The organism is Halolamina pelagica (assembly GCF_900115675.1).
In the GTDB taxonomy this organism is placed as follows: domain Archaea; phylum Halobacteriota; class Halobacteria; order Halobacteriales; family Haloferacaceae; genus Halolamina; species Halolamina pelagica.
In genome coordinates this window covers 1-25,387 of sequence record NZ_FOXI01000005.1, presented here as the reverse complement: position 1 = coordinate 25,387, position 25,387 = coordinate 1, and the positions used below count along the sequence as shown (strand labels likewise).

Genomic DNA, 25,387 nt, shown 5'->3' with positions numbered 1-25,387 from the left:
CTGATTGCCCCGCCGCGGTACGCGGGCAGTGTTCGGCCGTTGGCCACCTGAACCCCTCGTTCGGAGCCCGGAATCCTTTTGCCCGGCGGTAGACCACATCCGGTAATGACCGAGCTCGAGAGCGAGTACCGTCTCGACTACTTCGCCGAGAACGGGTTCGAACGCCAGACCTGTTCGTCGTGTGGGGCGCACTTCTGGAGCCGCGTCGCGCGTGAGACCTGTGGAGAACCGCCGTGTGAGGACTACGGCTTCATCGACGATCCCGGTTTCGACGATGCGTACTCGCTGGTGGAGATGCGCGAGGCGTTCCTCTCCTTCTTCGAGGAGCACGACCACGAGCGCGTCGACCCGGCGCCCGTCGCCGCCAACCGCTGGCGCGACGACGTGTTGCTGACCCAGGCGTCGATCTACGACTTCCAGCCCCACGTCACCAGCGGCCAGTCGCCGCCGCCGGCGAACCCGCTGGTGGTTTCCCAGCCCTGCATCCGAATGCAGGACATCGACAACGTCGGGAAGACCGGCCGGCACACGATGGCGTTCGAGATGGGCGGCCACCACGCGTTCAACGCCGACGAGGGCACCGACTACGCCTACGAGGGCGAAGTCTACTGGAAGGACCAGTGTGTCGAGTACTGCGAGGAGTTCTTCTCGTCGATGGGCGTCCCGAGGGAGGAGATCACGTTCATCGAGGACCCGTGGGTCGGCGGCGGCAACGCCGGCCCCGCCTTCGAGGTCATCTACAAGGGGCTCGAGCTGGCGACGCTCGTGTTCATGATGCTCGAGAAGGACCCCGACGGCGAGTACGAGATGAAGGACGGCAACACGTACTCCGAGATGGACCGCCGGGTCGTCGACACGGGGTACGGCATCGAGCGCTGGACCTGGATGAGCCAGGGCACGCCGACCGTCTACGAGGCCATCTACCCCGAGAGCATCGAGTTCCTGAAGGAGAACGCCGGCATCGACATGACGGAGGAGGAGCAGGAGCTCGTCCACCGCGCCTCCAAGCTCGCGGGCCACATGGACATCGACGAGGCCGAGGACATGGAGGCCGCCCGCGACACCATCGCCGAGCGCCTCGACGTGGACGTGGCGCGGCTCGAGGCGCTGATGGAACCGCTGGAGGCCGTCTACGCAATCGCCGACCACGCGCGCTGTCTGGCCTACATGTTCGGCGACGAGATCGTCCCCTCCAACGTCGGGACGGGCTACCTCGCCCGGATGGTGCTCCGCCGCACCAAGCGCCTCGTCGACGACGTTGGCGTCGACGTGCCGCTGGACGAACTGGTCGACCGCGAGGCCGAGCGACTGGAGTACGAGAACCGCGACACCATCCGCGACATCGTCCGCACGGAGGAGCGCAAGTACCGCGAGACGCTCGAACGCGGCGGCCGGAAGGTGCGCCAACTGGCCGACGAGCACGCCGAAGCCGGCACGCCGATCCCGACCGAGAAGCTGATCGAACTGTACGACTCCCACGGCATCCAGCCGTCGATGGTCAAAGACATCGCCGAGGAGCGCGGCGCCGAAGTGAACGAGCCGGACGACTTCTACTCGCTGGTCGCCGAGCGCCACGACGCCGAGGAGGCCCTGGAGGAGGAGCACGGGGAGACCGACCGCGTCGACGACCTGCCCGAGACCGACCAGCTCTACTACGAGGACCAGGACCGCATGGAGTTCGAGGCGGTCGTCCTCGACGTCCTCGAACGCGAGGAGGGGTACGACGTGGTGCTCGATCAGACGATGTTCTACCCCGAGGGCGGGGGCCAGCCCGCCGACCACGGCACGCTCGTCAGCGAGGACGGCAGCGTCACGGTGACCGACGTACAGCTTCGCGACGGCGTGATCCTCCACCGGACCGACGAGCGCCCCGAGAAAGGCGAGTTCGTCACCGGCCAGATCGACGCCGAGCGCCGCCGTCGGCTGATGCAGCACCACACCGCCACCCACATCGTCGGCGCCGCCGCGCGACAGGTGCTCGGCGACCACGTCCGGCAGGCCGGCGCCCAGAAGGGCGTCGACAGCTCCCGGCTGGACGTGAACCACTACGACCGCGTGAGCCGCGAGGAGGTCACGGAGATCGAACGCGTCGCCAACGAAATGGTGACCGACAACACCAGCGTCCGCCAGGAGTGGCCCGAGCGCCACGAGGCCGAGGAGAAACACGGCTTCGACCTCTACCAGGGCGGCATCCCGCCGGGAGAGAACATCCGGCTGATCCACGTCGGCGACGACGTGCAGGCCTGCGGCGGCACCCACGTCAACCGCACCGGCGACGTGGGGACGATCAAGGTCCTCAACACCGAACCCGTGCAGGACGGCGTCGAGCGGTTCGTCTTCGCCGCGGGCGAGGCCGCCATCGAGGCGACCCAGCGCACCGAGGACGCGCTGTACGACGCCGCCGAGACGTTCGACGTGAACCCAGAGGAGGTGCCCGACGCCGCCGAGCGCTTCTTCACGGAGTGGAAGGAGCGCGGCAAGACGATCGAGGACCTCAAACGGCAGCTCGCGGAGGCCCGCGCTGGCGGCGCCGGCGCGGGCGAGGAGGTCGAGATCGACGGCACGACCGCCGTGATCCAGCGCATCGACGCCGACGCCGACGAACTGCAGGCCACCGCCAACGCGCTCGTGGGCGAGGGCAAGATCGCGGTCGTCGGCTCCGGCGCCGACGACTCCGCACAGATCGTCGTCGGCGTCCCCGACGGCGTCGACATCGACGCCGGCGAAGTCATCGGCGAACTCGCCCGCAAGGTCGGCGGCGGCGGCGGCGGCCCGCCGGACTTCGCGCAGGGGGGCGGCCCGGACGTCGACGCGCTCGACAAGGCGCTCGAGGACGCGCCCGACGTGCTGCGACGGAAGCAGGCGGCCTGAGGTCGGCACAAGACCTTCAACCCAAACGGACCGTCCTGGGGACGTGCGAAAACCTGTCCCCGCCGTCGCCGTCGTGCTCCTCCTTCTCCTCGCCGGCTGTAGCGCCCCTGGAGTCATCGAGGGCGACACTGTCGCGTACGACGACCTCGACGAGAGCCAGCAAGACGCGTTCCGCGACGCCATCGGCAGCAACACGACGCTCACTGGGGTCGACGCCGCACCGTTCCGGAACCACGACTACGTCCGCTACGAAGGGAAGCAGTACCGAGTCGGCGTCTCTCGAAGCTGGTCCGCCTCCTACACGATCGAGGCGTCGCCGGACGACCCATCCGAGGACGCGACGGTGCGTGCCGTGGAGGAACTCCCGCCCGACATTCGGGACGAGGTCCGGACAGCGGTAACCGAAGGGAGCTACTACGCGCCGGTCGGGAAGTGGGACGCACTCCCGGAGCCGCTGAACGAGGTAGACTACGTCAGGTACGGGAACGAGACCTACGAGCTGTCCTACGTCGTCGGCGACGCAGTTTCCCGGACGCTGACAGCCGAACGGGTGGAGTGATCGACTCGGCTCGGCCGTAAAGTCCCGGAACGGTAAACACCGACCCGTCCGAACCCCCACTGTGCCTTACGCGAGCAACGACGGCGTCTCGCTCTACTACGAGACCGACGGCGACGGCGAGGCGGTGCTGTGCTGTGGCGACGTGGGACTGGGCGCCTGGCAGTGGGGCTGGCAGCACGCCGCCCTCGCGGGCCCCTACGAGACCGTCGTCGCCGACACCCGCGGCTGTGGGCGCTCGGACGACCCGCCCGCGGACTGCACGGTCGAGATGCTGGCCGCCGACGCGGTCGCGGTCCTGCGGGACCACAACGTGCGCGCGGCCCACGTCGTCGGCGCCGGGCTCGGCGGGATGGTGGCGCTCGAACTGGCCCGCACGACCGGCCGCGTGGCGTCGCTCACCCTGATCGGGACGGCGCTCTCCGGCGACGGCTACGACCCCACGCCCCTCGCCGCGGCGCCGACTGACGAGACGGCGCTGCGGGAGTCGCTCAAGGTCGGCTTCTCCCGGGAGTTCGTCGACGGGCAACCGGACGCGATCAGCCAGATCGTCGAGTGGCGCGCCGCCGAGGACGCCGACCCCGACTCGTGGGAGCGACAGGCCGCGGCGCTGGAGGAGTTCGCCGTCGACGCCCCCTACGAGATCACCGAGCCGACGCTCGTGGTCCACGGGACCGACGACCGACTCTGCCCGGTTGCGCGGGGCCGCGAACTCGCCGCCGACCTCCCGAAGGGGGAGCTGTTCGAGGTCGAGGGCGCGGGCCACCTCGCCCACGTCGAGGCGTCGAAGGTCGTCAACGACCGCCTGCAGACGTTCTTGGACCCGGCCTAGTGTCGACGCGGGCGGCTTTAACTACTCGACCCGCGAACGCGAGCGCATGCACCGACGCACAGTCGCGGGCGGCGGGCTGCTGGTCGCCGGCCTGCTGGGCTACGCCGTCGGGGTGTACGTCTCCTACCCCGGCCGGGCGTTCTCGCTCACCGCGATCATGGCCGGGACCGTGCTCGTGGTGATCGGGGGAATGCCGGGGGGTGACCGATGACGCTACAGGCCGTCGTGTACACGCGCGACGGCGTCCAAGCGTACGACGACGTGGGCGCGGCCGTCGACGCCCCGGGCGAGACGTGGGTCCACGCCTCGGTCGACGAGGCCTCGGACCTGGAGACGATCAAGGACCGCTTCGGCCTCCACTCGCTGGCCGTCGAGGACGTGCTCGACGAGAACACCCGCGCGAAGACCGAGGAGTACGGCGATCACACGTTCGTACTGGTGAACACCACCCGCCTGAGCCAGCGCGACGACGTGGCGTTCGGGAAGGAGATCCACACCCAGTCGGTCGGACTGTTCGTCGGCGACGGCTGGCTCGTGACGATCGCGCGGCCGGACCTGGAACTGGTCGCGCCGACGGCGCCGACGTGGACTCGAAACAGCAGCCGCGTCGCCGACCGCGGCGCGGACTTCCTCGCCTACCGGGTGCTGGACGCCGTAGTCGACGACTACTTCGACGTGCTCGACGAGATCGAGACCGACATCGAGGCCGTCGAGGAGCGCGTGCTGACCCACCCCGAGCCGGGGATCCTCGAGGAACTCAACGGCGTGCGCCGGGACCTGCTCGCGTTCCGGAAGGTGGCCTGGCCGACCCGCGAGGCCGTCGGCACGCTCTCCCGGGGTGACAGCCCGCAGGTCGCCGAGGCCAACGAGAAGTACTTCCGGGACGTGTACGACCACCTCGTCCAGGTCGTCGACCTGATCGAGACCTACCGCGACCTGACCGGCGGCTCGCGGGACATCTACCTCAACGCCGTCTCCCAGTCGACCAACGAGGTGATGAAGACGCTGACGGTGGTCGCGACGATCTTCATCCCGCTGACGTTCGTCGTCGGCGTCTACGGGATGAACTTCGCCGGGACCCCGTTCTCGATGCCCGAACTCGGCTGGACGTACGCCTATCCGGCGACGATGCTGGGGATGGCGCTGGTCGCGGCGCTGATGCTCGCCCACTTCCGGCGGCAGGGCTGGCTCTGACTGGTTGACCAAACACCCAAGGCCGTCGGCGGTAGATGAGGTGTATGGACGCCGCGGGAGACGTCGAGACGAGCCAGGAGCTCCGAACCGCTCCGCACCTCCGGGCCGAGTTCGAGCGGTCGACGCTCCCGCGCCACCTCGCGCTGTTCTACCGGTCGCCCGAGACGCAACTGACCGCCGCCGCCACCTACGTCGGGTACGGCCTCCGGAACGACCGCCGGTGCCTCTACCTCGCCGACGACAACACCCCCGCACAGATCGAGTCGGCGTTCGAGGCCGCCGGCATCGACGTGGCTGCCCGGACGGCGGCCGACGACCTGCGGATCCGGGACGCCGGCGAGGTGTACCTCGACGCCGGGTTCGATCCGGACCGCCTGATCTCGATCCTCAAGGACGCCTGCAAAGCCGCCGTCGACGACGGCTACGACGGGCTGCTGGTTGCAGGCGAGAACACGTGGTCGTTCCACACCGACACCTCGTTCGACCACGTGCTCGACTTCGAGGCCGACTTCGACGCCGACTCCCCGAACATGCCCGTGACCGCGCTCTGTCAGTACGACCTGAGCCGGTTCTGCGAGTCGTCGATCGCGAAGGCGATCCGCACCCACGAGCGGATCATCTACCGGAACACGCTGTGTGAGAACCCCTACTACCTGCCGCCCACGGAGTACCGCGCGACGGAGGACCCCGACCTGAACGTCCGACTGATGCTGGAGCAGACCCACGACCTCGCGCGCAGTCGGCAGCAGGTCGAGCGCCGGGAACAGCGACTCGCCGTCGTCAACCGGGTGCTCCGGCACAACGTCCGCAACGAAATGAACGTCATCCGGGGATATCTCGATCGCCTGCGAAGCGAGGCGTCGCTCCGCCCGGCGGCCGAGAGGTGGATCGAGACGGCGATCGACCACCTCGACGATATGGTCGAGATGTCGGACAAGGCGCGGTACGTCCAGGACTCGCTGGGCAGCGGCACCGCCGAACACCTCGACCTCGGCACCGTGCTCGGGCGCGCCGTCGAGCAGGCGCGTCGCGACTACCCCGGGGCGACGATCGAGGTCCACGGCGAGACCGGCGTGTCGGTGCTGGCCGACACGAACCTCGACGCCGCGCTGACGGAGCTCGTGACGACCGCAGCCGCCGCCCGGAGCGAGGATCAGCCGGCGGTGACGGTGCTCGTCGACAACTCCGGCGTAGAGCGCGTCCGGATCGAAGTCGGGGTCCCCGAATGGGAGATCCCCGAGAACGACCGGCGAGCGGTTCAGGAGGGGGAGGAGACGAAGCTCGAACACGCAGACGGGCTCGGACTCTGGTTCGTGAAGTGGATCGTCGAGAGCACCCAGGGGACGATGACGTTGCCCGACGACGGCGCCGACGTCCGGATCGACCTGCCGCGGGCACAGTAACCAGTCCGGACCGCCGCGATCGAACGGTTCTTGCCCGCTCCGGCGCCACCATCGGTCGTGTCGCTGCTCTCGATATTCGCCTCCGCCATCCTGCCGATCGTCCTGATCGCGGCCGTCGGCGTCGTCCTCGGCCGGGCGAGGGACGTGGAACCCGGCCCGCTCAACACCGCCGTCGTCTACGTGCTCGCGCCGGCGCTGGTGCTGCACAGCCTGATGGCCACGGAACTCGGCGGCGGGACGCTGCTCAAACTCGCCGCTGCCGTCACCGCGTTCACGCTGGGGATGGCGGCGCTGGTCGAACTCTCCGGGCGACTGCTCGGCGTCGACGAGGCCACGCTGTCGGCGCTGGTGCTGGTGTCAACGTTCCCCAACGCCGGCAACTACGGCATCCCGGTCAGCGACTTCGCGTTCGGCACGGTCGGTCGCGGTGTCGCAGTGCTGTACGTCGCCGCCCAGTCGGTACTGATGTACACCGTCGGCGTCTACGTCGCCTCCCGCGGCGGGGGGAGCGCGGGGCTGGGGGCAGTCAAGCGCGTGTTCCGAATCCCGCTGATCTACGCGGTCGCCGTCGGCCTGCTCGCGCGGGCGTTCGACCTCGTGCCCGCCGCCGACTCCACCGCGATGGAGACGCTCCAACTGGTCGGCGACGCCTCGATCCCCGTGATGCTGTTGATCCTGGGGATCCAGCTCGCGAACACCGACTTCGGCGCCGCCCTTCCCCAGATCACGGTCGCGACCGTCGGGAAGATGGTCGTCGCGCCGGCCGTCGCCGTCGGCGTCGCGCTCCTGCTCGGCTTCGACCAGCCCACCGTCGCCCGGACGTTCGTGCTGGAGTCGGCGATGCCCGCGGCGGTGACGCCGCTGGTGTTGCTGATCGAGTTCGCCGACGACGTGCAGGTCGGGGGCGTCAGCGCCCCCGAGTTCGTCTCGACCGTCGTGGCGGTGACGACGGTGCTGTCGGTGCCGCTGCTGACGTTGCTGATCTCGGTGCTGCAGTCCGGCGCCGTCGTGTAGCTTTCTGGAGTCCCGTCCGCTCGATCGTCCGTCCAGTCAGCTCCTCCCACGGACACGTCACGTGTTCCCGTGACTATGGCATGCGAACCCGCCACTAAGTGACTGAAAACTTATACTTGAGGTGTGTTACACTGCCCGTATGGTCCCCCGGTTGCCGTCGAGAGCGATCCTCCGGTTCTACGCGTTCCGCGTCAGCCAGTCCGCCGGGTTCAGCCTCCCCATCTACGTGCTGTTCTTCCAGTCTCGTGGGCTCTCACTCGCCGAAATCGGCGCCGTCGAGGCGCTGTTCACCGTGCTCGTGCTGGTCGCGGAGACGCCGACAGGGTATCTCGGCGACCGCTTCGGTCGACGGGCGAGCCTGCTCGCCGGGACGGTGCTGTCAGCGGTCGGCATCGTCGGCTTCGTGTTCGCCCGCTCGTTCGCGTCGTTCGCCGCCGTCATCGCCGTCCGGGCCGTCGCCGAGGCGTTCCGCTCGGGGGCGACCGACGCGTGGCTCTACGAGACGCTGGCCGGCGACGCCGAGGGCGACCGGTTCGCGCACGTCTCCGGCCGGGCGAGCGCGTTCGGCCTCGCGACGCTCGCGGGCGCGTCGCTCGTCGGCGGCGCGCTCTACGCGCTCGACCCCATCTATCCGTGGCTGCTGGAGGGCGCTGCCGTCGCTGTGGGGCTGGTGATCCTGCTCGGAATGGACGAACCGGACCGGACAGTCGACGGCGGAAACGGCGCCGACGGCGACCCGGACGGCGGCGACGCCGTCGACGAGACCCGCTTCTCGCCGAGCGCAACGTTCGACGCGGTCCGGTCGACGCTGGCCAACCGTGCGGTCGGCCCGCTGATGCTCGCGGTCGGGGTTCTCGCAGGCATCACCAACACGATGGAGTTCTACCTCCAGCCAGTCGCGGTGGCGACCCCGTGGCTCTCGGCGACGGAACTCGGGCCGCTGTACGCCGGCCTCACGCTCGCCTCCGCGGGCATCGCGGCGCGTGCGGGCTGGATCGAGGCCCGCTTCGGCGTCCGCGGGTGGTTCCTCGTCGGCCCGCCGCTGCTGGGAGTGATGCTCGTCGTCGTCGCCGTCGCGCCGGCGCTCGCGCTGCCGGCGTTCGTGCTGGGTCGAGCGGTCCGAAGCGCGACCACCCCCATCTTCGGCCAGTACCTCAACGATCGGACCGACGAAAGCCGGGCGACGGTGCTGTCGGCGGCGTCGACGGTGCGATCGCTGTTCACCGCGCCGCTAAACCTCGTCGGCGGGGGGCTGGCGACAACGTACGCGCTCTCGACCGGACTCGGCGGGCTGGGCGCGCTGTTGCTGGTCGGACTCGGACTGACGCTCACGGCGTGGGTGCCGGTGGAACGAACGGAAAGATCCGCCGTCGCTCAGTCGTGACTCGGCACCACGTCGCTGGTCGTCGTCTCCGGCGGCTCGGGTTCGATGACTGCACGCTTCCACGTCCCGCGGGAGAGCCAGGCGAGCGCCGCGAGTGCGCCGACGATGTCGCCCAGCGCGACTGCGGTCCAGACGCCAGTCGGCCCCCAGCCAAGCGGGAAGGCGAGTAGATACGTCGCCGGCAGGCGGACCACCCACAGCGCCACCAGCGAGAGCGCCAGCGCCGTGGTGGTGTTGCCCGCGCCGCGGAACGTCCCCATCGCCACCTGGAACGCGCCGAAGAACACGAACGCGACGCTCGCGATCCGGAGGTACGTCGACGCGTGCCCGATCGTGGCGACGGCCGCCTCGCTCCGACCGGGGAGGAACACCGAGACGATGGGCTCGGGCACCGTCGCGACGACGACGGCGACCACGGCGAGCACGCTGACGACGAGCCCGAGTCCGAGTTTGACCGCCCGGGTCGCCCGCTCGGGTTCGTTGGCACCGAGGTTCTGTCCGACGGCGGTGTCCAGCGCCTGCGAGAGCCCCATCGCGGGCAGGGTCACCAGCGAGAGCAGGCGGTTGCCCAGCCCGTAGGCGGCGACGACGGCAGGCGGAAACGTCGCGACCATCGCGGTGGCGACGACCATCGCCAGCGCGGTACCGGACTGCTCCAGCGCGGTGGGCACCCCCAACTCGACGATCTCCCGGACCGGCCCGGGCTTGGGGATCAGGTCGCGAGGCTCGATCGTCGGACCGAGTTCGGTGCCGAACAGGACGTACAACCCGGCGAGCGTGGCGACTCCGCGGGCGGTGACCGTGGCGACGGCCGCACCCTGCACGCCCCACGCCGGGAAGGGGCCCCAGCCGAAGATCAGGAACGGGTCGAGCGCGACGTTGACGACCACGGAGAGCACCATCACGGCCAGCGGCGTCCGGGTGTCGCCGACGCCGCGCATCAGCGCCGTGAACACGAAGAAGCCGAACAGCGCCGGGGCGCCGAGGAAGAACACCCGCATGTACTCCGCCGCCAGCGGGACGACGCGCTCGGCGGTCGCGGCGTCGGCCGGCAGCAGGGCGAGCATCGGTCCGGTCACGAGGAAGCCGAACGCCCCGACGGCGACGGCGACGAGACTGACGAAACCGAGCGTCTGGCCCGCGATCCGGCCGGCCCCGCGCTCGCCGCCCGCGCCGGTGTGCTGGGCGATGAGGATCGCGCCCGCGGCCGTGAACCCGCCGCCGACAGCGATGACGAGGAAGACGAGCGGGAAGGCGAGGCTGAGCGCGCCGACGGCGTCGGCCGAGAGCCGGCCCAGCCAGACGGTGTCGACGAGGTTGTAGGCGACCTGGAGGAGCTGGATCGCCACCAGCGGCCACGCCAGCCGGACGAGCGGGCGCAGCAGGGGGCCCCGGGTGAGCGAGGCGCGTTCGGCGTGGGTGGCGGTCATTACGTACCGGAGGTCGTCGGGGGTCTTGAAGACGAGCAACAGGCGGTAGCACGGTGCACTGGCCACCTCGCTCGCGGTCGGCACCGCAAGCGAACCGCCGCCGTTTATTCCGCGGGCTACCCAACGTGTGCGTATGACCATCGGCTTCATCGGCGGATCGGGTATCTACGAGGCGCTCCCGCTGTCGAACACGCGCGAAGTGACCGTCCAGACCCCCTACGGCGAGCCGTCGTCGCCGGTCACGATCGGCGAGTTCGGCGAGACCGAACGCGAGGTCGCGTTCCTCCCGCGACACGGGCCGGACCACCAGCACTCGCCGACGAACCTCCCCTACCGCGCGAACATCTACGCGCTGAAGCAGGTCGGCGTCGACCACGTGCTCGCGACCAACGCGGTCGGCAGCCTGCGCGAGGACCTGCCGCCGCGGACGCTCGTGGTGCCGGACCAGATCTACGACCGCACCAAGCACCGCGACCTCTCGTTCTTCGGCGACGGGATCGTCGTCCACCAGCCGTTCGCCCAGCCGTACTGCCCGGAGATGGTCGAGCACCTGGGCGACGCCGCCGAGAGCGTCGAGACCGACGCCGGCGTCGAGGAGGGCGGTACCTACGTCTGCATCGAGGGGCCACAGTACTCCACGAAGGCCGAGTCGGAGTTCTACCGCGAGCAGGGCTGGGACGTGGTCGGTATGACGGCGATCCCCGAAGCGAAGTTGGCGCGTGAGGCCGAGATGTGCTACGCGACGCTGGCCGGCGTCACCGACTACGACGTGTGGAAGGAGGATCACGAGGTGACGCTGCAGGAGGTACTGGAGAACGCCAGCGCCAACGAGGACGCGATCAAGGCCGCGATCGAGGAGGCGATCCGGACGTTCCCCGAGGACCACGAGTGTAGCTGCCACAGTTCGCTGGAGGGGACGATCAACACGCCGACGGAGGCGATTCCGGAGGAGACTCGCGAGCGCGTGGATCTGTTCGTCGGCGACTATCTGGCCGACTGAGCAACCTCGGAACGGGGAAAGAACTGCGGGACTGCCGCGAACTGCTCTCCTGCGCTAGTCGTCGTCGACGTCCACGTCGGCCTGCGCGTGGCGCTGCTGGGCGCGCTGGATGAACTCCTCGGGGAGTTCGTCGATCTCGCCGGCCTGCACACCCCAGAGGTGGGCGTAGAGCCCGTCGTTCTCGATCAGTTCTTCGTGGGTGCCGCGCTCGGCGATCTGGCCGTCCTCGAGCACGAGGATCTGGTCGGCGTCCTTGATCGTCGAGAGGCGGTGGGCGATGGCGAAGGTGGTTCGGTCCTCGGTCAGCTTGTCGATGGAGCGCTGGATCAGCATCTCCGTCTCGGTGTCCACGTCGGAGGTCGCCTCGTCGAGGATCAGGATCTCCGGATCCTTCAGGATCGCGCGGGCGATGGAGAGGCGCTGGCGCTGGCCGCCCGAGAGCTTGACCCCGCGCTCGCCGATCTCGGTCTCGTAGCCCTCGGGGAGGTTCATGATGAACTCGTGGGCCTCGGCGGCTTTCGCGGCCTCGACGACCTGCTCGTGGTCGGCGCCGAAGGTGCCGTACTCGATGTTGTCCGACACCGTCCCGTAGAACATGAACGTGTCCTGGGAGACGTAGCCGAGTTTCTTCCGCAGCGAGGGGATGGTGACGTCGCGGATGTCCTGCCCGTCGATCTCGATCGACCCCTCGTCCACGTCGTACATGCGGAGTAGGAGTTTCAGCACCGTCGACTTGCCGGCCCCGGTCGGGCCGACGAGCGCGAGGGTGTTGCCGCCCTCGACCTCGAAGTTGATGTCGTCGACGATGGTCTCCTCGTCGTAGCCGAAGGAGACGTCGTCGTACTCGACGTGGCCGTCGGTGACCTCGAGCGCCTGCGCGTCGGGGTCCTCGACGATCCGGGAGGGCGTGTCCATCAGCCCGAACAGGCGAGCGCTGGACGCGCGGGCCCGCTGGTACATGTTGATGATCGAGCCGAACTGCGCCATCGGCCAGATGAACCGCTGGGTGTAGAGGATGAACGTCGTGAACACACCCGGACGGAGGGTGCCCTGCCCGCCGGTGATCCACACCGGCGCCTCGCCGAGCACCCAGAGACCGCCGACGGTGAACGTGATGATGAAGCCGATGCCCGCGATGACTCGCAGGGCGGGGAAAAAGAGGATCCGCGTCTCGATGGCGTCCCAGTTGGCGTCGTAGTAGTCCATCGAGACGTCGTCGACGCGTTCGGACTCGAAGCTCTCCGTGTTGAACGTCTTGATGACCTTGATGCCGCCGAGGTTGTTCTCCAGTCGACTGTTGAGGTGGCCGACCGTCTTCCGCACGGTGGCGTATTTCGGCTGGATGATGTCGATGAACTTCCACGTGATGGCGGCGATGATGGGCACTGGCAGCAGCGCCACCAGCGCGAGCCGGGGGTTCAGCCAGATCATGATGCTCGCGATGCCCAGCACCATCACCGAGAGCCGGAACAGCGAGTTCATCCCCTCGTTGAGGAACCGTTCGAGGCGGTTCACGTCGTTCGAGAGGATGGACATCATCTCGCCGGTCTGCTTCTCGGCGAAGAAGTCCATGTTCAGCCGCTGCATCTTGTCGTACGTGTCCGTACGGACGCTGTGTTGGATGGTCTGGGCGAAGGAGTTCCATCCATAGTTCCGTACCCAGTGGAACGCCGACCCACCGAAGAAGGAGACGCCCAGCAGTGTGATGGCGAACCAGAACTGGGGCATCGTCTCGGTGGGGATGAAGCGCTGTGGGACCAGCGGCAGGTCGAACTGTTCGGGGCCGAAGATCGCGTCGATGGCGATCCCCAGCAGGAGCGGCGGAAGCAGGTCGAGCACTCGGGCGGCGACGCTCCCGGAGAAGCCGATGCCGAAGTAGCGGGCGTTGGGCCACCCGTACTCCTCGAACAGGCGGCGCATCGGGTTGTCCGTCTTCTCCCGGATGTCCTCGAAGGGGTCGTCCTCGTCAGCGGGGTGTGACATTTCTTACGAGTTGCGACGTGAGGTGCGTTCAAAAACCTTTACGAATCGAAACATGCTGTCGCCGGGGTAAGCCGGCCGAATTCTCCGGTATCGGGTGAGCGGACTCGGGAAGAAAGTAACTACCGGTAGTGTGGGGCGTGTTCGTTACTCACAACGGCCGGCCTTCGACGTCGGGATCGACGCCGGCAGCGGCGAGATCCTCACGGATCCGCGCACGCAGTGGGTCGGGGACGGTGTCGCGGCCGACCGGAACGGCGGTCTCGCCGTCGCCTTTGACTTTCCAGTAGAGCACGCAGTCGCTGGGCGCGTAGTACTCGATACTGTAACGGTCGCCGTCGCCGCGGTAGTGGACGCGGGCGGCGAACTCCTCGGCGGTCCAGCCCTCGCGCTCGGCCAGGGCGTCGACGGCGTCGTCGGTCACAGGTCCAGGTCGGGGCGGTCAAACCTCGGTCTTTCGGTGTTCCTCGGGGATCTCGACGCGGTCACCCACCTCGATCCCGTGTTCGGTGGTGTACTCGTAGGGGAGCTCGACGACGTACTTCCCGTACCCCTCGTAGGTGGGGCTGTCCTCGCCCTCGGGCGGGAGTTCGGCGTGGTGGATGGTGGTGACGGTGCCGTTCTCGGCGACGAACACCATGTCGATGGGGAACGCCATGTCCCGCATCACGTAGCCGTGGGTCGCCTCGCGGGGGTGGACGAACAGCATCCCCTCGTCCGCGCCGAGCGACTCGTGGTCGCTCAGCCCGGTGTAGCGCTCGTCGTAGCTGTCGGAGACGTTCACCTCGACGGTCGCGAGTTCGGTGCCGTTCTCGCCGTCGACGAACGTGACGGTCGTCCGTTCGGCGGCGTCCCCGAAGAGGAGGACCGCCCCGCCGGCGACGGCGACGAGCGCGAGCAGGAGCGCGAGCCAGGCGCGGTTTCGCACGCCTCGAAGGTGGCGTTACGGGGTGCTAAGCGTTGCGACGGAGAGCGTAATCGTTATTCGCGCGGCGGCGGGAGTTCGAGGCACGGGCTCGTGGTCTAGTTGGCTATGACGTCTCCTTTACATGGAGAAGGCCGGTGGTTCAAATCCGCCCGAGCCCACTTCCGGTTCCTCCCAACGACGAGCGGCAGCGAGGATTCCACGGAGCCAGCTCACCGAGTTCGGCCGCCGATGCCGCCAAACACGTCGGATCCCCGACGGAACCGCCCAACAGACCTTTTGGTGGTGAGGGAGTCCCGTCGGACGAGACCATGGAGCGAAGTCACGTCGTGATCGCGGTGCTCGTCGTCGTGGTCGCACTGGCAGGGGTCGCCGGCGCGCTCATTACCGGGTTCGGGCCGGCCCCCGGCGGCGGGAGCGCGGACACGTCGACGCCCTACGAGGACACCGTCGTCGTCGAGTCGACCGACTCCGGGGGGAGCGGCGGCGAGGACGGCGACGGGAGCACGTCGACGGCCACCGAGTCCCAGCCGCCCTTTTCCTTCGTCATCGAGAGCATCACCGAGTGCGGCCAGACGTGCCGCGACGTGAACGCCACGATCGTCAACCAGCAGGACACCGCCGCCACCGGCGTCGAGGTACGCTCGGAGATCTACACCGGCGGCGACCTGATCTGGGAGGGGACCTCCGACGTCGGGACGCTCTCGGCCGGCGAGTCCTTCACCGACACCAAGCGCGTCGAGCTCAGCTACAGCCAGGCGTACAAGGTCCAGCAGAACGACGGCGAGATCCTGGTCAAGACGTACGTTCGGACCGACGGGGGAACGTACGTGTTCAAGGACAGGCGGAACGTGAGCTGATCGTCGCCGGCTCGGGGTTTTCGAAATCCTTAATGCCCAATCGGGCTTCGTTCCGACTGCGCCGCCTTAGCTCAGATTGGGAGAGCACTCGACTGAAGATCGAGCTGTCCCCCGTTCAAATCGGGGAGGCGGCATACCTTTTCGACGCGGGTTGCATTGGTGAGGTTCGACTGAAGATCGAGCTGTCCCCCTCCCCGCGAGCGGAGCGAGCGGGGGCACGGAAGACGAGCGGAGCGAAGTCTTCCGGAGGTTCAAATCGGGGAGGCGGCATTTTTGCTGCGAACGAGGAACGAAGCGACGACGACCGTCGAACTTCGTGTGGGTTTTTCTGTCGGCGGTCGAACGTGAACTGACGATGCCCTCCACGACACGCAGACGCCTGCTCGCGAGCCTCGGCGTCGCCGGCGCGGCAGGCGTCGCCGGCTGTGCCGGTCAGGTCCCTGGAACGTCCCCGCGAGACGTCGACGCCACCGAGACCGGCGGCCGGAGTGAACTCCACTGGGAGTACCCCGCCGCGGTTGTCGACGGAGACAGCGAGGGGATCGGTTACGCCTCGGTGACGTTCGAGCGCGAACGGTCGTCGGAGCGGGCGCTGCGGTTCGGGTTGAACACGACCGTCGGCGGCATCGCCGCGAGCGAGCAGTACACCGAGTACGAGGCCGACTGGGCGCGCTTCCGGCTCGGACCGCCGAGCGACTACGACGCCACCCACCAGTACCGGATGTGGGTCCGGCCACCGACGCGGCCCGAACTCAGAGCCCGGTACGACCGGCGTGGCGGCCGGCGAGAACTCGTGATCGAGCTCCCCGAGATCGACGGCGGCGGCACGATCAGGTTCCCCCTCGTGTTCGAACCGGTCGAGACCGCCCCTGAACAACTCCACTGCTCGTTCACGGTGCAGGCGTCCGAACCCGGCCCGTTCGGCGAGTCGGTTCGCGCCGGCGGCCGTGGCAGGATCGACCCCGCCGCGGCGCGTTCGGCGTGACCGAGCACGTCGCAGCACCGACGATTCCCCTCTCCCCACCAAACCGTGACAGCACCCACCCACACCACGACGATCAGCACAGTCGACGACCGACAGCTCGCCTACGCGGAGTACGGCGATCCCGACGGCGTTCCCGTCCTGTTCCTCCACGGGACGCCCGGGTCGCGTCGCCTCGGTGGGCTGTTCCACAGCGACGTTCGCGAACTGGGCGTCCGTCTCGTCGCCCCCGACCGGCCGGGCTACGGGCGCTCGGAGCCGTGGCCGGATCGGTCGATCGACGATGCCGACGCGTACCTCACGGCGGTCCTGGACCACGCCGGCGTCGAGTCGGCCGGCGTCCTCGGGTTCTCCGGCGGCGGCGCCCACGCACTGGCCCTCGCGGCAGGCAGTCCGGACCGTGTCGAATCCGTCGACGTACTCGCCGGCGTCACGCCCCCGAGCGCTCGGGAGGGGACACCGACGCCACAGCGCGTGCTCTCGTGGCTGGCGACGACGACGCCGACGCTGCTCGGGGGCCTGTTCCGCGGCCAGGCGTGGCTCGCCGGGCGACTCGACCCGTCGTTCGTGCTCGCACAGTACACCGAGGACCCCGAGTCGATCCCGACGAACGCACAGCGGGTCGTGAAAGCGGATTTCCGCGAAGCGTTCACCGACTCCCGCTCCGGTGCCGTCACCGAGTTCCGGACCACGGCAGCCGCGTGGAACGTCGAAGTCGGCGACATCGACGCCACGGTCCGCTTCTGGCACGGTGAGGACGACGCCAACGTCCCGATCGCGAGCGCACGACGGTTCAGCGAGCGGATCCCGACGACCGAGTTCCGCACCCTCGACGACGCCGACCACCTCCGGACGTTGCTCCGGGCAGCCCCCGACGCGCTGGCGACGCAGGCCGACACGTCACACCGGTAGCCGGCGCTCTCGCTCCGCCCCCTCGGAAACCGTGACACACCGCCACCCGCTCCCGGCGGGGAAACGCTCTTCGCACTGGTGGACGACCCGCGACCCGTGACCGATCCCGACGCGCCGTCACGGTCGAAGGGAAGCCGACTCCGGTACGTCATGGGACTGCTCTACGTCGTCGCCGGCGTGAGTCACTTCCGTGCGCCGAGGGCGTTCGAACGGGTCGTGCCGCCCCGGTTCCCGCGGCCGACGGCGCTCGTCTATCTCTCCGGCGCCGCCGAGGTCACCCTCGGTATCGGCGTCCTGTTCGAGCGGACCCGCCGACTCTCGGCGTGGGGGATCGTCGGGCTCCTGATCGCCGTGTTCCCGGCGAACGTCTACACCGTGACCGACGACGTGGCGCCCGAACTGGTGCCCGACCGGCTGAACGGCGTGGCCCGGATCGCGGCGTGGGTTCGGCTGCCGATGCAGGCGGTGCTGATCGGCTGGGCGTGGCTCTACTCCGGAGCGAACGGGGCCGACGAGTGAGCGCTGCGGCCGGTCAGAGGGGGCCGTGCTAATCACCAGCATTATGTCGGCGGCGTGTGAAAGTTCGTGATGGAATGAGCCTCCAGAACAGCGCCCCCACTAACGTCGACCCGCAGTCCGAAGACACCTCGCTCCTCGGCCGCGTCGCCGCGAAGGTCCGACGACACGTCGAGCGATGGGGCCGACGCTACGTGGAGATGCGCGTCGACGCGCGAACGCGGTAGGTCGCGTCGATCGCCCGGTTTCCGGGTGCTCGAGACACGTCTCTCCTGGTTCACTCCTCACCGATCCGAACCGTCAGCACGGGCACCGACGACCGTCTGACGACCCGCTCGGCCACGCTACCGATGAGGTAGTGGTCCAGGCCTGTCCGACCGTGGGTGCCCATCACGATCACGTCCATCCCCGCCTCCTCGGCGTAGGTGAGGATCGCCTCGTGAGGGACGCCCGACTCGACGACGCGCTCGGTGTCGGTCGAGTCGGGAAGGGTTTCGACGGTGTCGTCGACGGCGGCCTCGGCGCGGTCCTTCTCGCGCTCCTCCCAGACCTCGGGGGCGAGACCGCTCGACGGACTCTCGAAACGGTTTCTGGTGTCGGCGACCGCGAGGACGTGGACCGTCGCGTCGAAGCGCTCGGCGAGGACGCCGACATGGTCGGCGACCGCCGCGGCGCCCTCGCTGCCGTCGGTGGGGTGCAGGATCTGGTCGTACACGCTCGCTCCTGAGGGGCGGAACGGGGAGAAGTGTTGTGCCCGACGGCGGCCCGAGAGGCCGGTACGCGGCCGACGGTCAGACGACGTTGCCCGCCATCAGGAACAGCGCGACGGAGATGATCGCGAAGAGGATGCCGACGCCTTTCTGGATCAGCCCCGTGTCGATCGCGTTCGAGACGTACGGGGCGATCTGACCGCCGGTGACGGTGGCGGGGACGGTGAAGACGACCATGTTCCACGGCGTCGAGGCGAGGCTGAGGGTGTGCCCGCCGGGGACGAACTGACCGCCGAAGACGTGCACGATCGAGGCGAGGACCGCCGTGACCGCGACGACGATGTGGTTCGTCCCGATCGCGACGCGGACGGGGACGTCGGTCCGGAGTTGGGAGATGATGCCCAGTTCGCCGATGCCGAAGCCGGCGAGCCCCTGAAACACGCCGCCGATGCTGTAGTTCGCGAAGCGTTCGAGGTAGCCCGACCAAGTGTAGTAGTAGGTATCGCCCGCCCGGTCGACCCGGGTGATGCGGCCCTCGTCGGCCTCGACGCCGGCCTCGCCTGGCTTGCCGGGGTCGTCGGGGAGCGCCGATTCACCGGAACCGTCCGCCGCGGCTTCCGCGACGTCGGTCGACTCGCCCGCTTCGTCGGGCTCCTCGTGGCTCAGGTCGGCTTTGAGCATGAGGAAGGCGGCCGCGATGAGCGCCAGCCCCAGCGCCGCGTGGAACAGCGGTGCCGGGATGACGAACGAGAGCAGCGCCCCGCCCACGACGAACGGGATCCCACCGACGACGAGCGTCGCCGCCAGCCGTCGGTCGACGAGGCCGTACTGGATGAACGCGACGGCGGAGCTCGAGAGGCCGAACGACTCGCTGATGAGCCCGACCTTCACGATCGTCTCGGGAGTCAGCGTCTCTCCCGCGAGAAGCGGAAAGAGGAAGATCAGGAACGGCACGAACAGCGCCGAACCGCTGATCCCGACGGTGTTGACGATGGTGGCCCCGAGCAGGAAGAAGGGCAGCAGCCACCAGTACTCCAGCCAGTAGGCGGTGCCAGCCCCGTCCGGCGTCGGTGCGGCGAAGACGACGCCGAGAACGAACACCACGGGGGCAGCGAAGACGAACAGGTGTTGGTAGCGCAGGAACGACTTCTGGACCTGCTTCGGTGTGCTCTCAGCCATCGTGGTCACCGGGACTGAGCCAGCAGGTCGGCCGACGGCTCCACGTGGCCCGCGCTGGTGAACGAGCGGGAAGTCGCGAGAAGGGACGGGGCACCGCTGCGTCGGGACGTGTCGCAAGCGGACATCAACCGTGGCCCCCGTGGGCGCTGTACGCTCGAACGTCGGGTCGCTTGCGGCGGTTCAGGGACATGGACGAGGGTATCCGTCACGACTGAAAAACCGTTCTACTCCGGGTCGTCGCCGCCCCGGTAGGCTCTTTCCGACCGGCCTCGACAGCGGTGACTATGCCCGAGTACGGCCCCTACCGCCACCTCGACGCCACCGTCGACGCCGGCCTCGCGACGCTGACGATCGACCGCCCGGGGACGCACAACGCGCTGAACACCGCCGTCATGCACGACCTCGATCGCGCGTTCGCGGAGATCGAGAGCGACCGCGACGCCGTCGACGCCGTGGTGATCGCGGGCGCCGGGGACGAGGCGTTCTCCGCCGGCGCCGACCTCGCGGAGTACGCGGGCCCGTTCGGGGACCACGATCCCGACCAGCGCGAGCGACAGGAGCGCTTCCACGAGATCTTCCGCGCGCCCCACGAGTGTCACGCCCCCGTGACCGCGAAGATCGACGGGTTCTGCATCGGCGGCGGCCTCGTGCTCGCGCTGTACTGCGACCTGCGGGTCGCCAGCCGGCGCTCGACGTTCGGCCTCCCGACCGCCGCGGTCGGCCTGCTCCCCACCGGCGGCGCGACGCGGCGGCTGGTCGACGCCGTCGGCGAGTCGACCGCGAAGGAGCTGGTGTTCACCGCCGAGCGCGTCGACGCCGCCCGCGCTCTGGAGGTCGGGTTACTGACCGACGTTGTCGCGGCCGACGCCCTGGACGAGCGCGTCGCGGAGCTCGTCGCGTCGATGCAGGCGGTCGGCAGCGAGGCCCGAACGCGGGCGAAGCGGGCGATCAACGCCGCGGTCGCGGCGCCGGATCCCGGGACCGCCCGCGAGCGCGAGGCGTCGCTCTGGTGGGCGCAGTTCGAGAGCGAGGAGCGCCGCGAACGGGTGGGCGAGTTCCTGGAGAAGTAGGCTCAGGCGTCGTCGTCTTCCGCGTCGTCGCCCGCCGATGCAGTTTCCTCGGCATCTTCCTCCGCGTCGTCGCTCCCAGGCTCCGCCTCCGCCTCGTCTCCGCCGTCTTCCACGTCGTCGATCTCTGGTTCCGCCTCTGCCTCGTCTCCGCCGTCTTCCGCATCGTCACTCTCCGCCTCCGCCTCGTCTCCGCCGTCTTCCACGTCGTCGCTCTCAGGCTCCGCCTCGTCTTCCGCGTCGCCGTCCGCCGGTTCCGCCGCGGCCGACGCTTCAGCCGCGCTGTCGGCTTCGGTCTCGCCGCCCGCCTCCGCGACGGGGCCGACGCCGCCGACGACGCTCTCGCTCGGGTACTCGTCGCCCTCCTCCGTGTCCGATTGAGCGGAGAGCAGGTACAGTACCGGCACGATCAGTAGGACGAGGAAGGCGATCCCGGCGACGTAGGTGAGTATGGGGTCGACCATACCTCCCCGTTTTCCCGGGGGGACTGTATGTGCTACGGCTTCCGTCCGCCGGCTGTCACCTCCGGTTTGCGCGGGCGCCGACGGTCACGGTTCGGGGACCGTCGGCCATTTGTCCGTCCGCACCCAACGGCGAGCGTGAGCGTGACCACCCTCCACCGGCCGACCCACCGCGACGCGCTCTCGGCGCTGTCGGCGGCGTTCGAGCGCGGGGAGCTGGTCACCGTGTTCGGTCGCTGCACCGTCGACTACGACGGCCGCGCGGCCTCCTCGCTCGGCCCGGGCGACCGCCTGCTGATCCTCAAACCGGACGGGACCGCACTGGTCCACACCGACGAGCAGCGCACGCCCGTCAACTGGCAACCGCCCGGGTCGGAGCACCGCGCCGCCGTGCGGGACGGGCGCCTGCGCGTCCGCAGCGTGCGCGGGAACCCCGACGAGCGGCTGGACGTGCGCTTCGAGCGCGTCGATCAGGTCTCGGCGCTCCCGGTCACCGGCGGCCGGAGCGTCGACGTGTACGGCAGCGAGGAGGACCTGCGCCAGGAGATCCTCGACGACCCGGACCTCGTCGAACCGGGGTTCGAGCCCGCGGCGACCGAGCGCCAGACCGCCGCCGGCCCGGTCGACCTGTTCGGCCACGACGACGAGGGGCGACCCGTGGTCGTGGAACTCAAACGCCGCCGGGTCGGCCCGGACGCCGCCGGCCAACTCGGCCGCTACGTCGAGGCGCTGTCGCGTGAGGTCCCGGACGGGACCGAGGTTCGCGGGGTTCTGGTCGCTCCCTCCGTCACCGACCGCGCGCGGGAGCTACTGGCCGAGAAGGGGCTCTCGCACGTCCCGCTGGCGCCGCCGGCGGAGTCGTCGACGGCCGCCGATACGGCGGCCAGCGGCGACGGCGGGGAGCCGACGACGGTCGGGGACTCCTCGAGCGAGCCCGAGGACGGGGCTGACTGACGGGACGGGGACGCATCGAAGGCTTTAATCGCCGCGTGGGCCTCAGAACAGCCAAGTAGCCATGTCTGACAAGCCCGCCTCAATGTACCGGGAGATCGACAAGCCGTCGTACACCCGGCGCGAGTACATCACCGGCATCCCCGGCTCGAAGATCGCACAGCACAACATGGGCGACCTGCAGGCGGACCCGCAGGACTACCCAGTCAAGATCTCGCTGCGACCCGAGGAGACCCTCCAGGTGCGTCACGGCTCGCTCGAGTCCGCGCGGCTCTCGGCCAACCGCCACCTGATCAAGACCCTCGGCGAGGGGAACTACAAGATGGTCCTCCGGAAGTTCCCCCACCAGATCCTCCGAGAGAACAAGCAGGCGACCGGCGCCGGCGCCGACCGTGTCTCCGACGGGATGCGGCAGGCGTTCGGGAAGCCGGTCGGTACTGCCGCCCGCATCAACCAGGGCGAGAACATCTTCACGGCCTACTGCGAAGTCGAGCAGGCCGAGGAAGTGAAGGAGGCGTTCCGCCGCGCCTACAACAAGATGTCGCCGCCCTGCCGCATCGTCGTCGAGCGCGGCGAGGATCTGCTGGTCCGGTAGACCCGCGGCCCCGCCCGGTTTCTCTCCCCGCCGAGCGTAGCACCCTTCTTCCCCCCGGTCGAACGCCGCCTCGTGCCCTACCAGCGCCTCGCCCGCCGGCTGGCCGACGATCCCGCGCCCGCGGTGACGACGCTCCCCGACGGGAGCGTCGACCGCTACTGTCGGCTCTCGACGGGCGCGCTCGACCCCGTCGACCGGCGGACCACGTTCGCCCGCGAAGCCGCCGCCGACGGCCGGAAGGGGTTCGATCTCGAGCCCCGGTTCGTCGAACCCGGCGGCCAGGCAGTCAACGCCGCCCAGCAGGCCCACGCGCTCGGGGCGGGCGCGACCTGCTACGGCCACCTCGACGACCCCGAACCGGATCGGGACGCCTTCGCCGGGTTGCCGTTCGAGACCGTCTCGATGGGGCGGGCGGCGAGGGTGAACGTCCTCGACTTCGCGGACAGCGACCTGTTGCTGGTCGAGGCGTCGCCGGACCTCTCGGCGTGGTCGCTGGCCGACCTCCGCGAAGCCGCGCCGCTTTCGGCCGTCTTCGACGCCGACGCCGTCGTCTGTGCGAACTGGGTCTCGACGCCCGGGATGGCCGACGCGTTCCACGAGCTCGGCGACGCGTCGATCCCGCGCGTGCCGTTCGTGTTCGATCCCGGCGACGTGCTGGGGAGCGACCTCGACGACCACCGGGAGCTCCGCGAGGCCGTCCGCGCACTGGGCAACCGCGTCGACGCCGTGCTCTCGGTCAACCCCACCGAGCTCCGGGCGCTCGCCGCGGCGGTGCCCGACCCGCCCGCGCCGCCGGTCGACGACGCGGACCGCCTGCTCGCCGTCCGCGACGCGTTCGACGCCGCGGCGGTCGTGAAACACGGCAAACAGGAGGCGCTGGCGGCGACCGACGGGGGCGTCGCCCGCGTCGAGAACCCCACCGTCGACTCCCGCCGGCAGGTCGGCGGCGGCGACCGCTTCGACGGCGGGCTGGCGGTCGGACTGGGTGCCGGCTGGGACTGGCCGGTCGCGCTGGCCTGCGGGAACGCCTGCGCCAGCCACTACGTCGCGACCAGCGAGACGGCGTCGGCAGGGGGGCTCCGAAAATGGCTCCTCGACCGCGACCTCGCGTAGAACCGACGAGTGACGCGTCGGTCCGGTTACTGCTCGGCGACGATCCGCTCCACGGCCGCGCGCGAGACGGTCACTGACTCGCCCGTGAGCGTCCGCGCCAGCGCCGCGGCCGCGGCCCCCCACGCGAGCGCGTCGCCGACGCCGGGCGGCGACCCGTCGCCCGCCGGTGGCTCGCCGGCGCCGTCGTTCCGGTGGGCGTCAGCCCCCGTGGCGGCGGCGTCCGCGGTCCGCTTCGCGTGGAACGCGCCGACGAACGCGTCCCGGGCGCCCGCGCCGTCGATGGACTCCCCCCGGACCGCGTCGGTCTCGTGGACCTCGTCGCCGTGGACCGCGAGCGCGCCGCCGTCGGTCCGGAGCAACACGACCGTCTCGAGGTCGTGCTTCGTGCGGAGCGCGTGGGCGATCTCGATCGGATCGCCCTCCTCGCCGAGCACCGATTCCGCGGCCGTCGAGGAGACGAACAGCACGTCGACGGCGGGGAAGAGGGACTCGCAGGTCTCGCGTGCGGCCGCGGGCGGCCAGTCGCGTTCCCGGTAGCGCAGGTCGAACGCGGTGGTCGTGTCGCCCTCGACGGCCGCGGCCAGCAGCGACTCCGTCGCCGCCGCGGTCTGTTCCGACCGGGCGACCGTGGCGCCGGCGACGTGGAAACGCTCGGCGTTCCCCACCGCGTTCAGCGGGAGGTTCTCGGCGTGGATCCCCTCGAACGCGGCGTCGTCGGCGTCGCGGACGATCGTGCGCCCGCGCGGTTCGGGCCCGGCCTCGACGAACGCCGTCGCGAGCCGTGCGTCGGCGTCGGCCCACGAGACGCCCGTTCTGACCCCGTGGCGCCGCAGGTCCGCGACGACGCGGTCGCCCAGCGGCGAGTCGGGGAGCCGCGAGAGCCAGACGGCGTCGGCGCCCAGCCCCGACGCCGCGACGAGGGCGTTCCGCTCCGGCCCACCGACGCCGGCGGCGAAGGAGTCGGTGTCACCGAGCTGGCGCCCGCGCTCGGCGCGCAGTCGTAGCGTCGCCTCGCCGAACCCCACGAGGTCGAACATGTCCGAGGGCTCGACCGGTCGGGTGAAAAAGCCTCGGCGGCTACTCGGCATCGTGTTTAGTTAAGGGAATTCCACCAGACGGCGAAGGCTTGCAGCCATGTTTCTGCCGTCGTCGGCTGCACGTTGCTGAAACTATTACTAAACGAAGAAGTACGTCGTTTTACTTCTCTAAATATACGTTCAACAGCATTCCGATTTCCATGACGAACCGTCTGAAATCGGATCCCTGCTCGGCGGAGTGCTGTCGCTAGATGCTGAGCGTAATCGACGAGAAACACGGCGTCGGAGACGTCGTGTTTCTCCTGCAGCTCCCGCAGAAACTGCTGTGTTAATACGGTCGTAGTGGTCGTAAACAGCCGTATATGCAGGAACTTGTTCGTCTCTGGATCGACAGCAGCGTACAGCCAGAACTGCT

26 protein-coding genes, 2 tRNA genes and 1 pseudogene are annotated in these 25,387 nt (G+C 69.4%); 20 read left to right on the top strand and 9 right to left on the bottom strand.

Going from position 1 to position 25,387, the window contains the following annotated elements; all coding sequences use genetic code 11:
• Nucleotides 1–105: 105 nt before the first annotated feature.
• The 8 genes from alaS (at nt 106) to BMZ83_RS08160 (ending at nt 9,254) form a co-directional block, all read left to right on the top strand.
• The gene (gene alaS / locus BMZ83_RS08190) at nt 106–2,871 is read left to right on the top strand and encodes an alanine--tRNA ligase (RefSeq protein WP_074877522.1); all 2,766 of its coding nucleotides are present in this window, start codon (nt 106–108) and stop codon (nt 2,869–2,871) included.
• Nucleotides 2,872–2,914: 43 nt separating this feature from the next.
• On the top strand, nt 2,915–3,430 hold the full coding sequence (locus BMZ83_RS08185) for a hypothetical protein (RefSeq protein ID WP_074877521.1): 516 nt from the start codon (nt 2,915–2,917) through the stop codon (nt 3,428–3,430).
• 61 nt (nt 3,431–3,491) lie between these two features.
• Nucleotides 3,492–4,259, top strand: coding sequence for an alpha/beta fold hydrolase (locus BMZ83_RS08180; RefSeq protein WP_074877519.1), 768 nt, complete (start codon nt 3,492–3,494; stop codon nt 4,257–4,259).
• A 46-nt stretch (nt 4,260–4,305) separates the two neighbouring features.
• Nucleotides 4,306–4,470, top strand: a complete 165-nt coding sequence (locus tag BMZ83_RS16845; RefSeq protein WP_166623214.1) for a hypothetical protein — start codon at nt 4,306–4,308, stop codon at nt 4,468–4,470.
• A complete protein-coding gene (corA, locus tag BMZ83_RS08175) occupies nt 4,467–5,453 on the top strand; it encodes a magnesium/cobalt transporter CorA (RefSeq protein WP_074877517.1) in 987 nt (328 codons plus the stop codon). The genes BMZ83_RS16845 and corA overlap by 4 nt, the downstream gene beginning before the upstream one ends.
• Nucleotides 5,454–5,497: 44 nt before the next feature.
• Nucleotides 5,498–6,856, top strand: coding sequence for an MEDS domain-containing protein (locus BMZ83_RS08170; RefSeq protein WP_074877515.1), 1,359 nt, complete (start codon nt 5,498–5,500; stop codon nt 6,854–6,856).
• Nucleotides 6,857–6,913: 57 nt separating this feature from the next.
• Nucleotides 6,914–7,870 (top strand): AEC family transporter, encoded by a 957-nt coding sequence (locus tag BMZ83_RS08165; RefSeq protein WP_074877512.1) that lies wholly within the window; start codon nt 6,914–6,916, stop codon nt 7,868–7,870.
• A 139-nt stretch (nt 7,871–8,009) separates the two neighbouring features.
• Entirely contained in the window at nt 8,010–9,254 is a 1,245-nt protein-coding gene (locus BMZ83_RS08160; protein ID WP_074877510.1) for an MFS transporter, read from the top strand.
• On the opposite strand, the gene BMZ83_RS08155 is transcribed toward BMZ83_RS08160, so the two are convergent.
• Nucleotides 9,245–10,684, bottom strand: a complete 1,440-nt coding sequence (locus tag BMZ83_RS08155) for an MATE family efflux transporter (RefSeq protein ID WP_074877925.1) — start codon at nt 10,682–10,684, stop codon at nt 9,245–9,247. The two genes, BMZ83_RS08160 and BMZ83_RS08155, sit on opposite strands and share 10 nt — an antisense overlap.
• A gap of 133 nt (nt 10,685–10,817) precedes the next feature.
• Here BMZ83_RS08155 and mtnP point away from each other — a divergent pair, with 133 nt between their 5' ends.
• Nucleotides 10,818–11,684: an S-methyl-5'-thioadenosine phosphorylase gene (gene mtnP / locus BMZ83_RS08150; RefSeq protein WP_074877508.1), complete on the top strand. Its 867-nt coding sequence runs from the start codon at nt 10,818–10,820 to the stop codon at nt 11,682–11,684.
• Between the two features lie 54 nt (nt 11,685–11,738).
• Here mtnP and BMZ83_RS08145 read toward each other — a convergent pair whose 3' ends face one another.
• The 3 genes from BMZ83_RS08145 to BMZ83_RS08135 all read right to left on the bottom strand — a co-directional run bounded on the left by BMZ83_RS08145 (nt 11,739) and on the right by BMZ83_RS08135 (nt 14,592).
• Entirely contained in the window at nt 11,739–13,667 is a 1,929-nt protein-coding gene (locus BMZ83_RS08145; protein ID WP_074877506.1) for an ABC transporter ATP-binding protein, read from the bottom strand.
• Between the two features lie 148 nt (nt 13,668–13,815).
• Complete coding sequence (locus BMZ83_RS08140) at nt 13,816–14,088, bottom strand: DUF7538 family protein (RefSeq protein WP_074877504.1); 273 nt, start codon at nt 14,086–14,088, stop codon at nt 13,816–13,818.
• 18 nt (nt 14,089–14,106) lie between these two features.
• A complete protein-coding gene (locus BMZ83_RS08135; protein ID WP_074877502.1) occupies nt 14,107–14,592 on the bottom strand; it encodes a DUF192 domain-containing protein in 486 nt (161 codons plus the stop codon).
• An 84-nt stretch (nt 14,593–14,676) separates the two neighbouring features.
• On the opposite strand from BMZ83_RS08135, the gene BMZ83_RS08130 reads away from it, so the two are divergent.
• The 7 genes from BMZ83_RS08130 to BMZ83_RS16840 all read left to right on the top strand — a co-directional run bounded on the left by BMZ83_RS08130 (nt 14,677) and on the right by BMZ83_RS16840 (nt 18,086).
• A tRNA-Val gene (locus tag BMZ83_RS08130) sits at nt 14,677–14,750 on the top strand.
• A 150-nt stretch (nt 14,751–14,900) separates the two neighbouring features.
• Nucleotides 14,901–15,449 carry a hypothetical protein gene (locus BMZ83_RS08125; protein WP_074877500.1) on the top strand — a complete coding sequence of 183 codons (549 nt, stop codon included), beginning with the start codon at nt 14,901–14,903 and terminating at the stop codon, nt 15,447–15,449.
• Nucleotides 15,450–15,509: 60 nt separating this feature from the next.
• Nucleotides 15,510–15,583 (top strand) — tRNA-Phe (locus BMZ83_RS08120).
• A 221-nt stretch (nt 15,584–15,804) separates the two neighbouring features.
• Nucleotides 15,805–16,434 carry a hypothetical protein gene (locus BMZ83_RS08115; RefSeq protein WP_074877498.1) on the top strand — a complete coding sequence of 210 codons (630 nt, stop codon included), beginning with the start codon at nt 15,805–15,807 and terminating at the stop codon, nt 16,432–16,434.
• A gap of 45 nt (nt 16,435–16,479) precedes the next feature.
• The gene (locus BMZ83_RS08110) at nt 16,480–17,343 is read left to right on the top strand and encodes an alpha/beta fold hydrolase (RefSeq protein WP_074877495.1); all 864 of its coding nucleotides are present in this window, start codon (nt 16,480–16,482) and stop codon (nt 17,341–17,343) included.
• A gap of 96 nt (nt 17,344–17,439) precedes the next feature.
• Nucleotides 17,440–17,862 (top strand): DoxX family protein, encoded by a 423-nt coding sequence (locus BMZ83_RS08105; protein ID WP_394327194.1) that lies wholly within the window; start codon nt 17,440–17,442, stop codon nt 17,860–17,862.
• Nucleotides 17,863–17,936: 74 nt separating this feature from the next.
• Complete coding sequence (locus tag BMZ83_RS16840) at nt 17,937–18,086, top strand: hypothetical protein (protein ID WP_166623213.1); 150 nt, start codon at nt 17,937–17,939, stop codon at nt 18,084–18,086.
• Between the two features lie 50 nt (nt 18,087–18,136).
• Here BMZ83_RS16840 and BMZ83_RS08100 read toward each other — a convergent pair whose 3' ends face one another.
• Nucleotides 18,137–18,574, bottom strand: a complete 438-nt coding sequence (locus BMZ83_RS08100; protein ID WP_074877493.1) for a universal stress protein — start codon at nt 18,572–18,574, stop codon at nt 18,137–18,139.
• A gap of 76 nt (nt 18,575–18,650) precedes the next feature.
• Nucleotides 18,651–19,748 (bottom strand): sulfite exporter TauE/SafE family protein, encoded by a 1,098-nt coding sequence (locus BMZ83_RS08095; protein ID WP_074877492.1) that lies wholly within the window; start codon nt 19,746–19,748, stop codon nt 18,651–18,653.
• A 284-nt stretch (nt 19,749–20,032) separates the two neighbouring features.
• Here BMZ83_RS08095 and BMZ83_RS08090 point away from each other — a divergent pair, with 284 nt between their 5' ends.
• Nucleotides 20,033–20,818: an enoyl-CoA hydratase/isomerase family protein gene (locus tag BMZ83_RS08090; RefSeq protein WP_074877490.1), complete on the top strand. Its 786-nt coding sequence runs from the start codon at nt 20,033–20,035 to the stop codon at nt 20,816–20,818.
• A gap of 2 nt (nt 20,819–20,820) precedes the next feature.
• Here the strand turns inward: BMZ83_RS08090 and BMZ83_RS08085 are convergent, their stop codons facing one another.
• Nucleotides 20,821–21,279, bottom strand: coding sequence for a hypothetical protein (locus BMZ83_RS08085; RefSeq protein ID WP_074877488.1), 459 nt, complete (start codon nt 21,277–21,279; stop codon nt 20,821–20,823).
• A gap of 135 nt (nt 21,280–21,414) precedes the next feature.
• Between BMZ83_RS08085 and nucS the strand changes: the two genes are divergently transcribed.
• From nucS to BMZ83_RS08070, 3 genes are all read left to right on the top strand, one after another.
• Nucleotides 21,415–22,230: an endonuclease NucS gene (gene nucS, locus BMZ83_RS08080; protein WP_074877486.1), complete on the top strand. Its 816-nt coding sequence runs from the start codon at nt 21,415–21,417 to the stop codon at nt 22,228–22,230.
• Nucleotides 22,231–22,291: 61 nt separating this feature from the next.
• Complete coding sequence (locus tag BMZ83_RS08075) at nt 22,292–22,822, top strand: 50S ribosomal protein L16 (protein ID WP_074877484.1); 531 nt, start codon at nt 22,292–22,294, stop codon at nt 22,820–22,822.
• A gap of 72 nt (nt 22,823–22,894) precedes the next feature.
• Nucleotides 22,895–23,935, top strand: a complete 1,041-nt coding sequence (locus tag BMZ83_RS08070; protein ID WP_074877482.1) for a PfkB family carbohydrate kinase — start codon at nt 22,895–22,897, stop codon at nt 23,933–23,935.
• A 26-nt stretch (nt 23,936–23,961) separates the two neighbouring features.
• Here BMZ83_RS08070 and BMZ83_RS08065 read toward each other — a convergent pair whose 3' ends face one another.
• Nucleotides 23,962–24,972 (bottom strand): PfkB family carbohydrate kinase, encoded by a 1,011-nt coding sequence (locus tag BMZ83_RS08065; protein ID WP_074877479.1) that lies wholly within the window; start codon nt 24,970–24,972, stop codon nt 23,962–23,964.
• 56 nt (nt 24,973–25,028) lie between these two features.
• Nucleotides 25,029–25,387 (bottom strand): annotated as a pseudogene (locus BMZ83_RS08060) (DDE-type integrase/transposase/recombinase); the annotation flags it as partial.

What these genes read in the sequence shown, in the direction of transcription:
- alaS (WP_074877522.1), top strand. Translation starts at nt 106, where the DNA reads ATGACCGAGCTCGAGAGCGAGTACCGTCTCGACTACTTCGCCGAGAAC.
- BMZ83_RS16845 (WP_166623214.1), top strand. Translation starts at nt 4,306, where the DNA reads ATGCACCGACGCACAGTCGCGGGCGGCGGGCTGCTGGTCGCCGGCCTG.
- corA (WP_074877517.1), top strand. Translation starts at nt 4,467, where the DNA reads ATGACGCTACAGGCCGTCGTGTACACGCGCGACGGCGTCCAAGCGTAC.
- BMZ83_RS08170 (WP_074877515.1), top strand. Translation starts at nt 5,498, where the DNA reads ATGGACGCCGCGGGAGACGTCGAGACGAGCCAGGAGCTCCGAACCGCT.
- BMZ83_RS08160 (WP_074877510.1), top strand. Translation starts at nt 8,010, where the DNA reads ATGGTCCCCCGGTTGCCGTCGAGAGCGATCCTCCGGTTCTACGCGTTC.
- BMZ83_RS08155 (WP_074877925.1), bottom strand. Translation starts at nt 10,684, where the DNA reads ATGACCGCCACCCACGCCGAACGCGCCTCGCTCACCCGGGGCCCCCTG.
- mtnP (WP_074877508.1), top strand. Translation starts at nt 10,818, where the DNA reads ATGACCATCGGCTTCATCGGCGGATCGGGTATCTACGAGGCGCTCCCG.
- BMZ83_RS08145 (WP_074877506.1), bottom strand. Translation starts at nt 13,667, where the DNA reads ATGTCACACCCCGCTGACGAGGACGACCCCTTCGAGGACATCCGGGAG.
- BMZ83_RS08125 (WP_074877500.1), top strand. Translation starts at nt 14,901, where the DNA reads ATGGAGCGAAGTCACGTCGTGATCGCGGTGCTCGTCGTCGTGGTCGCA.
- BMZ83_RS08115 (WP_074877498.1), top strand. Translation starts at nt 15,805, where the DNA reads ATGCCCTCCACGACACGCAGACGCCTGCTCGCGAGCCTCGGCGTCGCC.
- BMZ83_RS16840 (WP_166623213.1), top strand. Translation starts at nt 17,937, where the DNA reads ATGAGCCTCCAGAACAGCGCCCCCACTAACGTCGACCCGCAGTCCGAA.
- BMZ83_RS08095 (WP_074877492.1), bottom strand. Translation starts at nt 19,748, where the DNA reads ATGGCTGAGAGCACACCGAAGCAGGTCCAGAAGTCGTTCCTGCGCTAC.
- BMZ83_RS08090 (WP_074877490.1), top strand. Translation starts at nt 20,033, where the DNA reads ATGCCCGAGTACGGCCCCTACCGCCACCTCGACGCCACCGTCGACGCC.
- BMZ83_RS08085 (WP_074877488.1), bottom strand. Translation starts at nt 21,279, where the DNA reads ATGGTCGACCCCATACTCACCTACGTCGCCGGGATCGCCTTCCTCGTC.
- BMZ83_RS08075 (WP_074877484.1), top strand. Translation starts at nt 22,292, where the DNA reads ATGTCTGACAAGCCCGCCTCAATGTACCGGGAGATCGACAAGCCGTCG.
- BMZ83_RS08065 (WP_074877479.1), bottom strand. Translation starts at nt 24,972, where the DNA reads ATGTTCGACCTCGTGGGGTTCGGCGAGGCGACGCTACGACTGCGCGCC.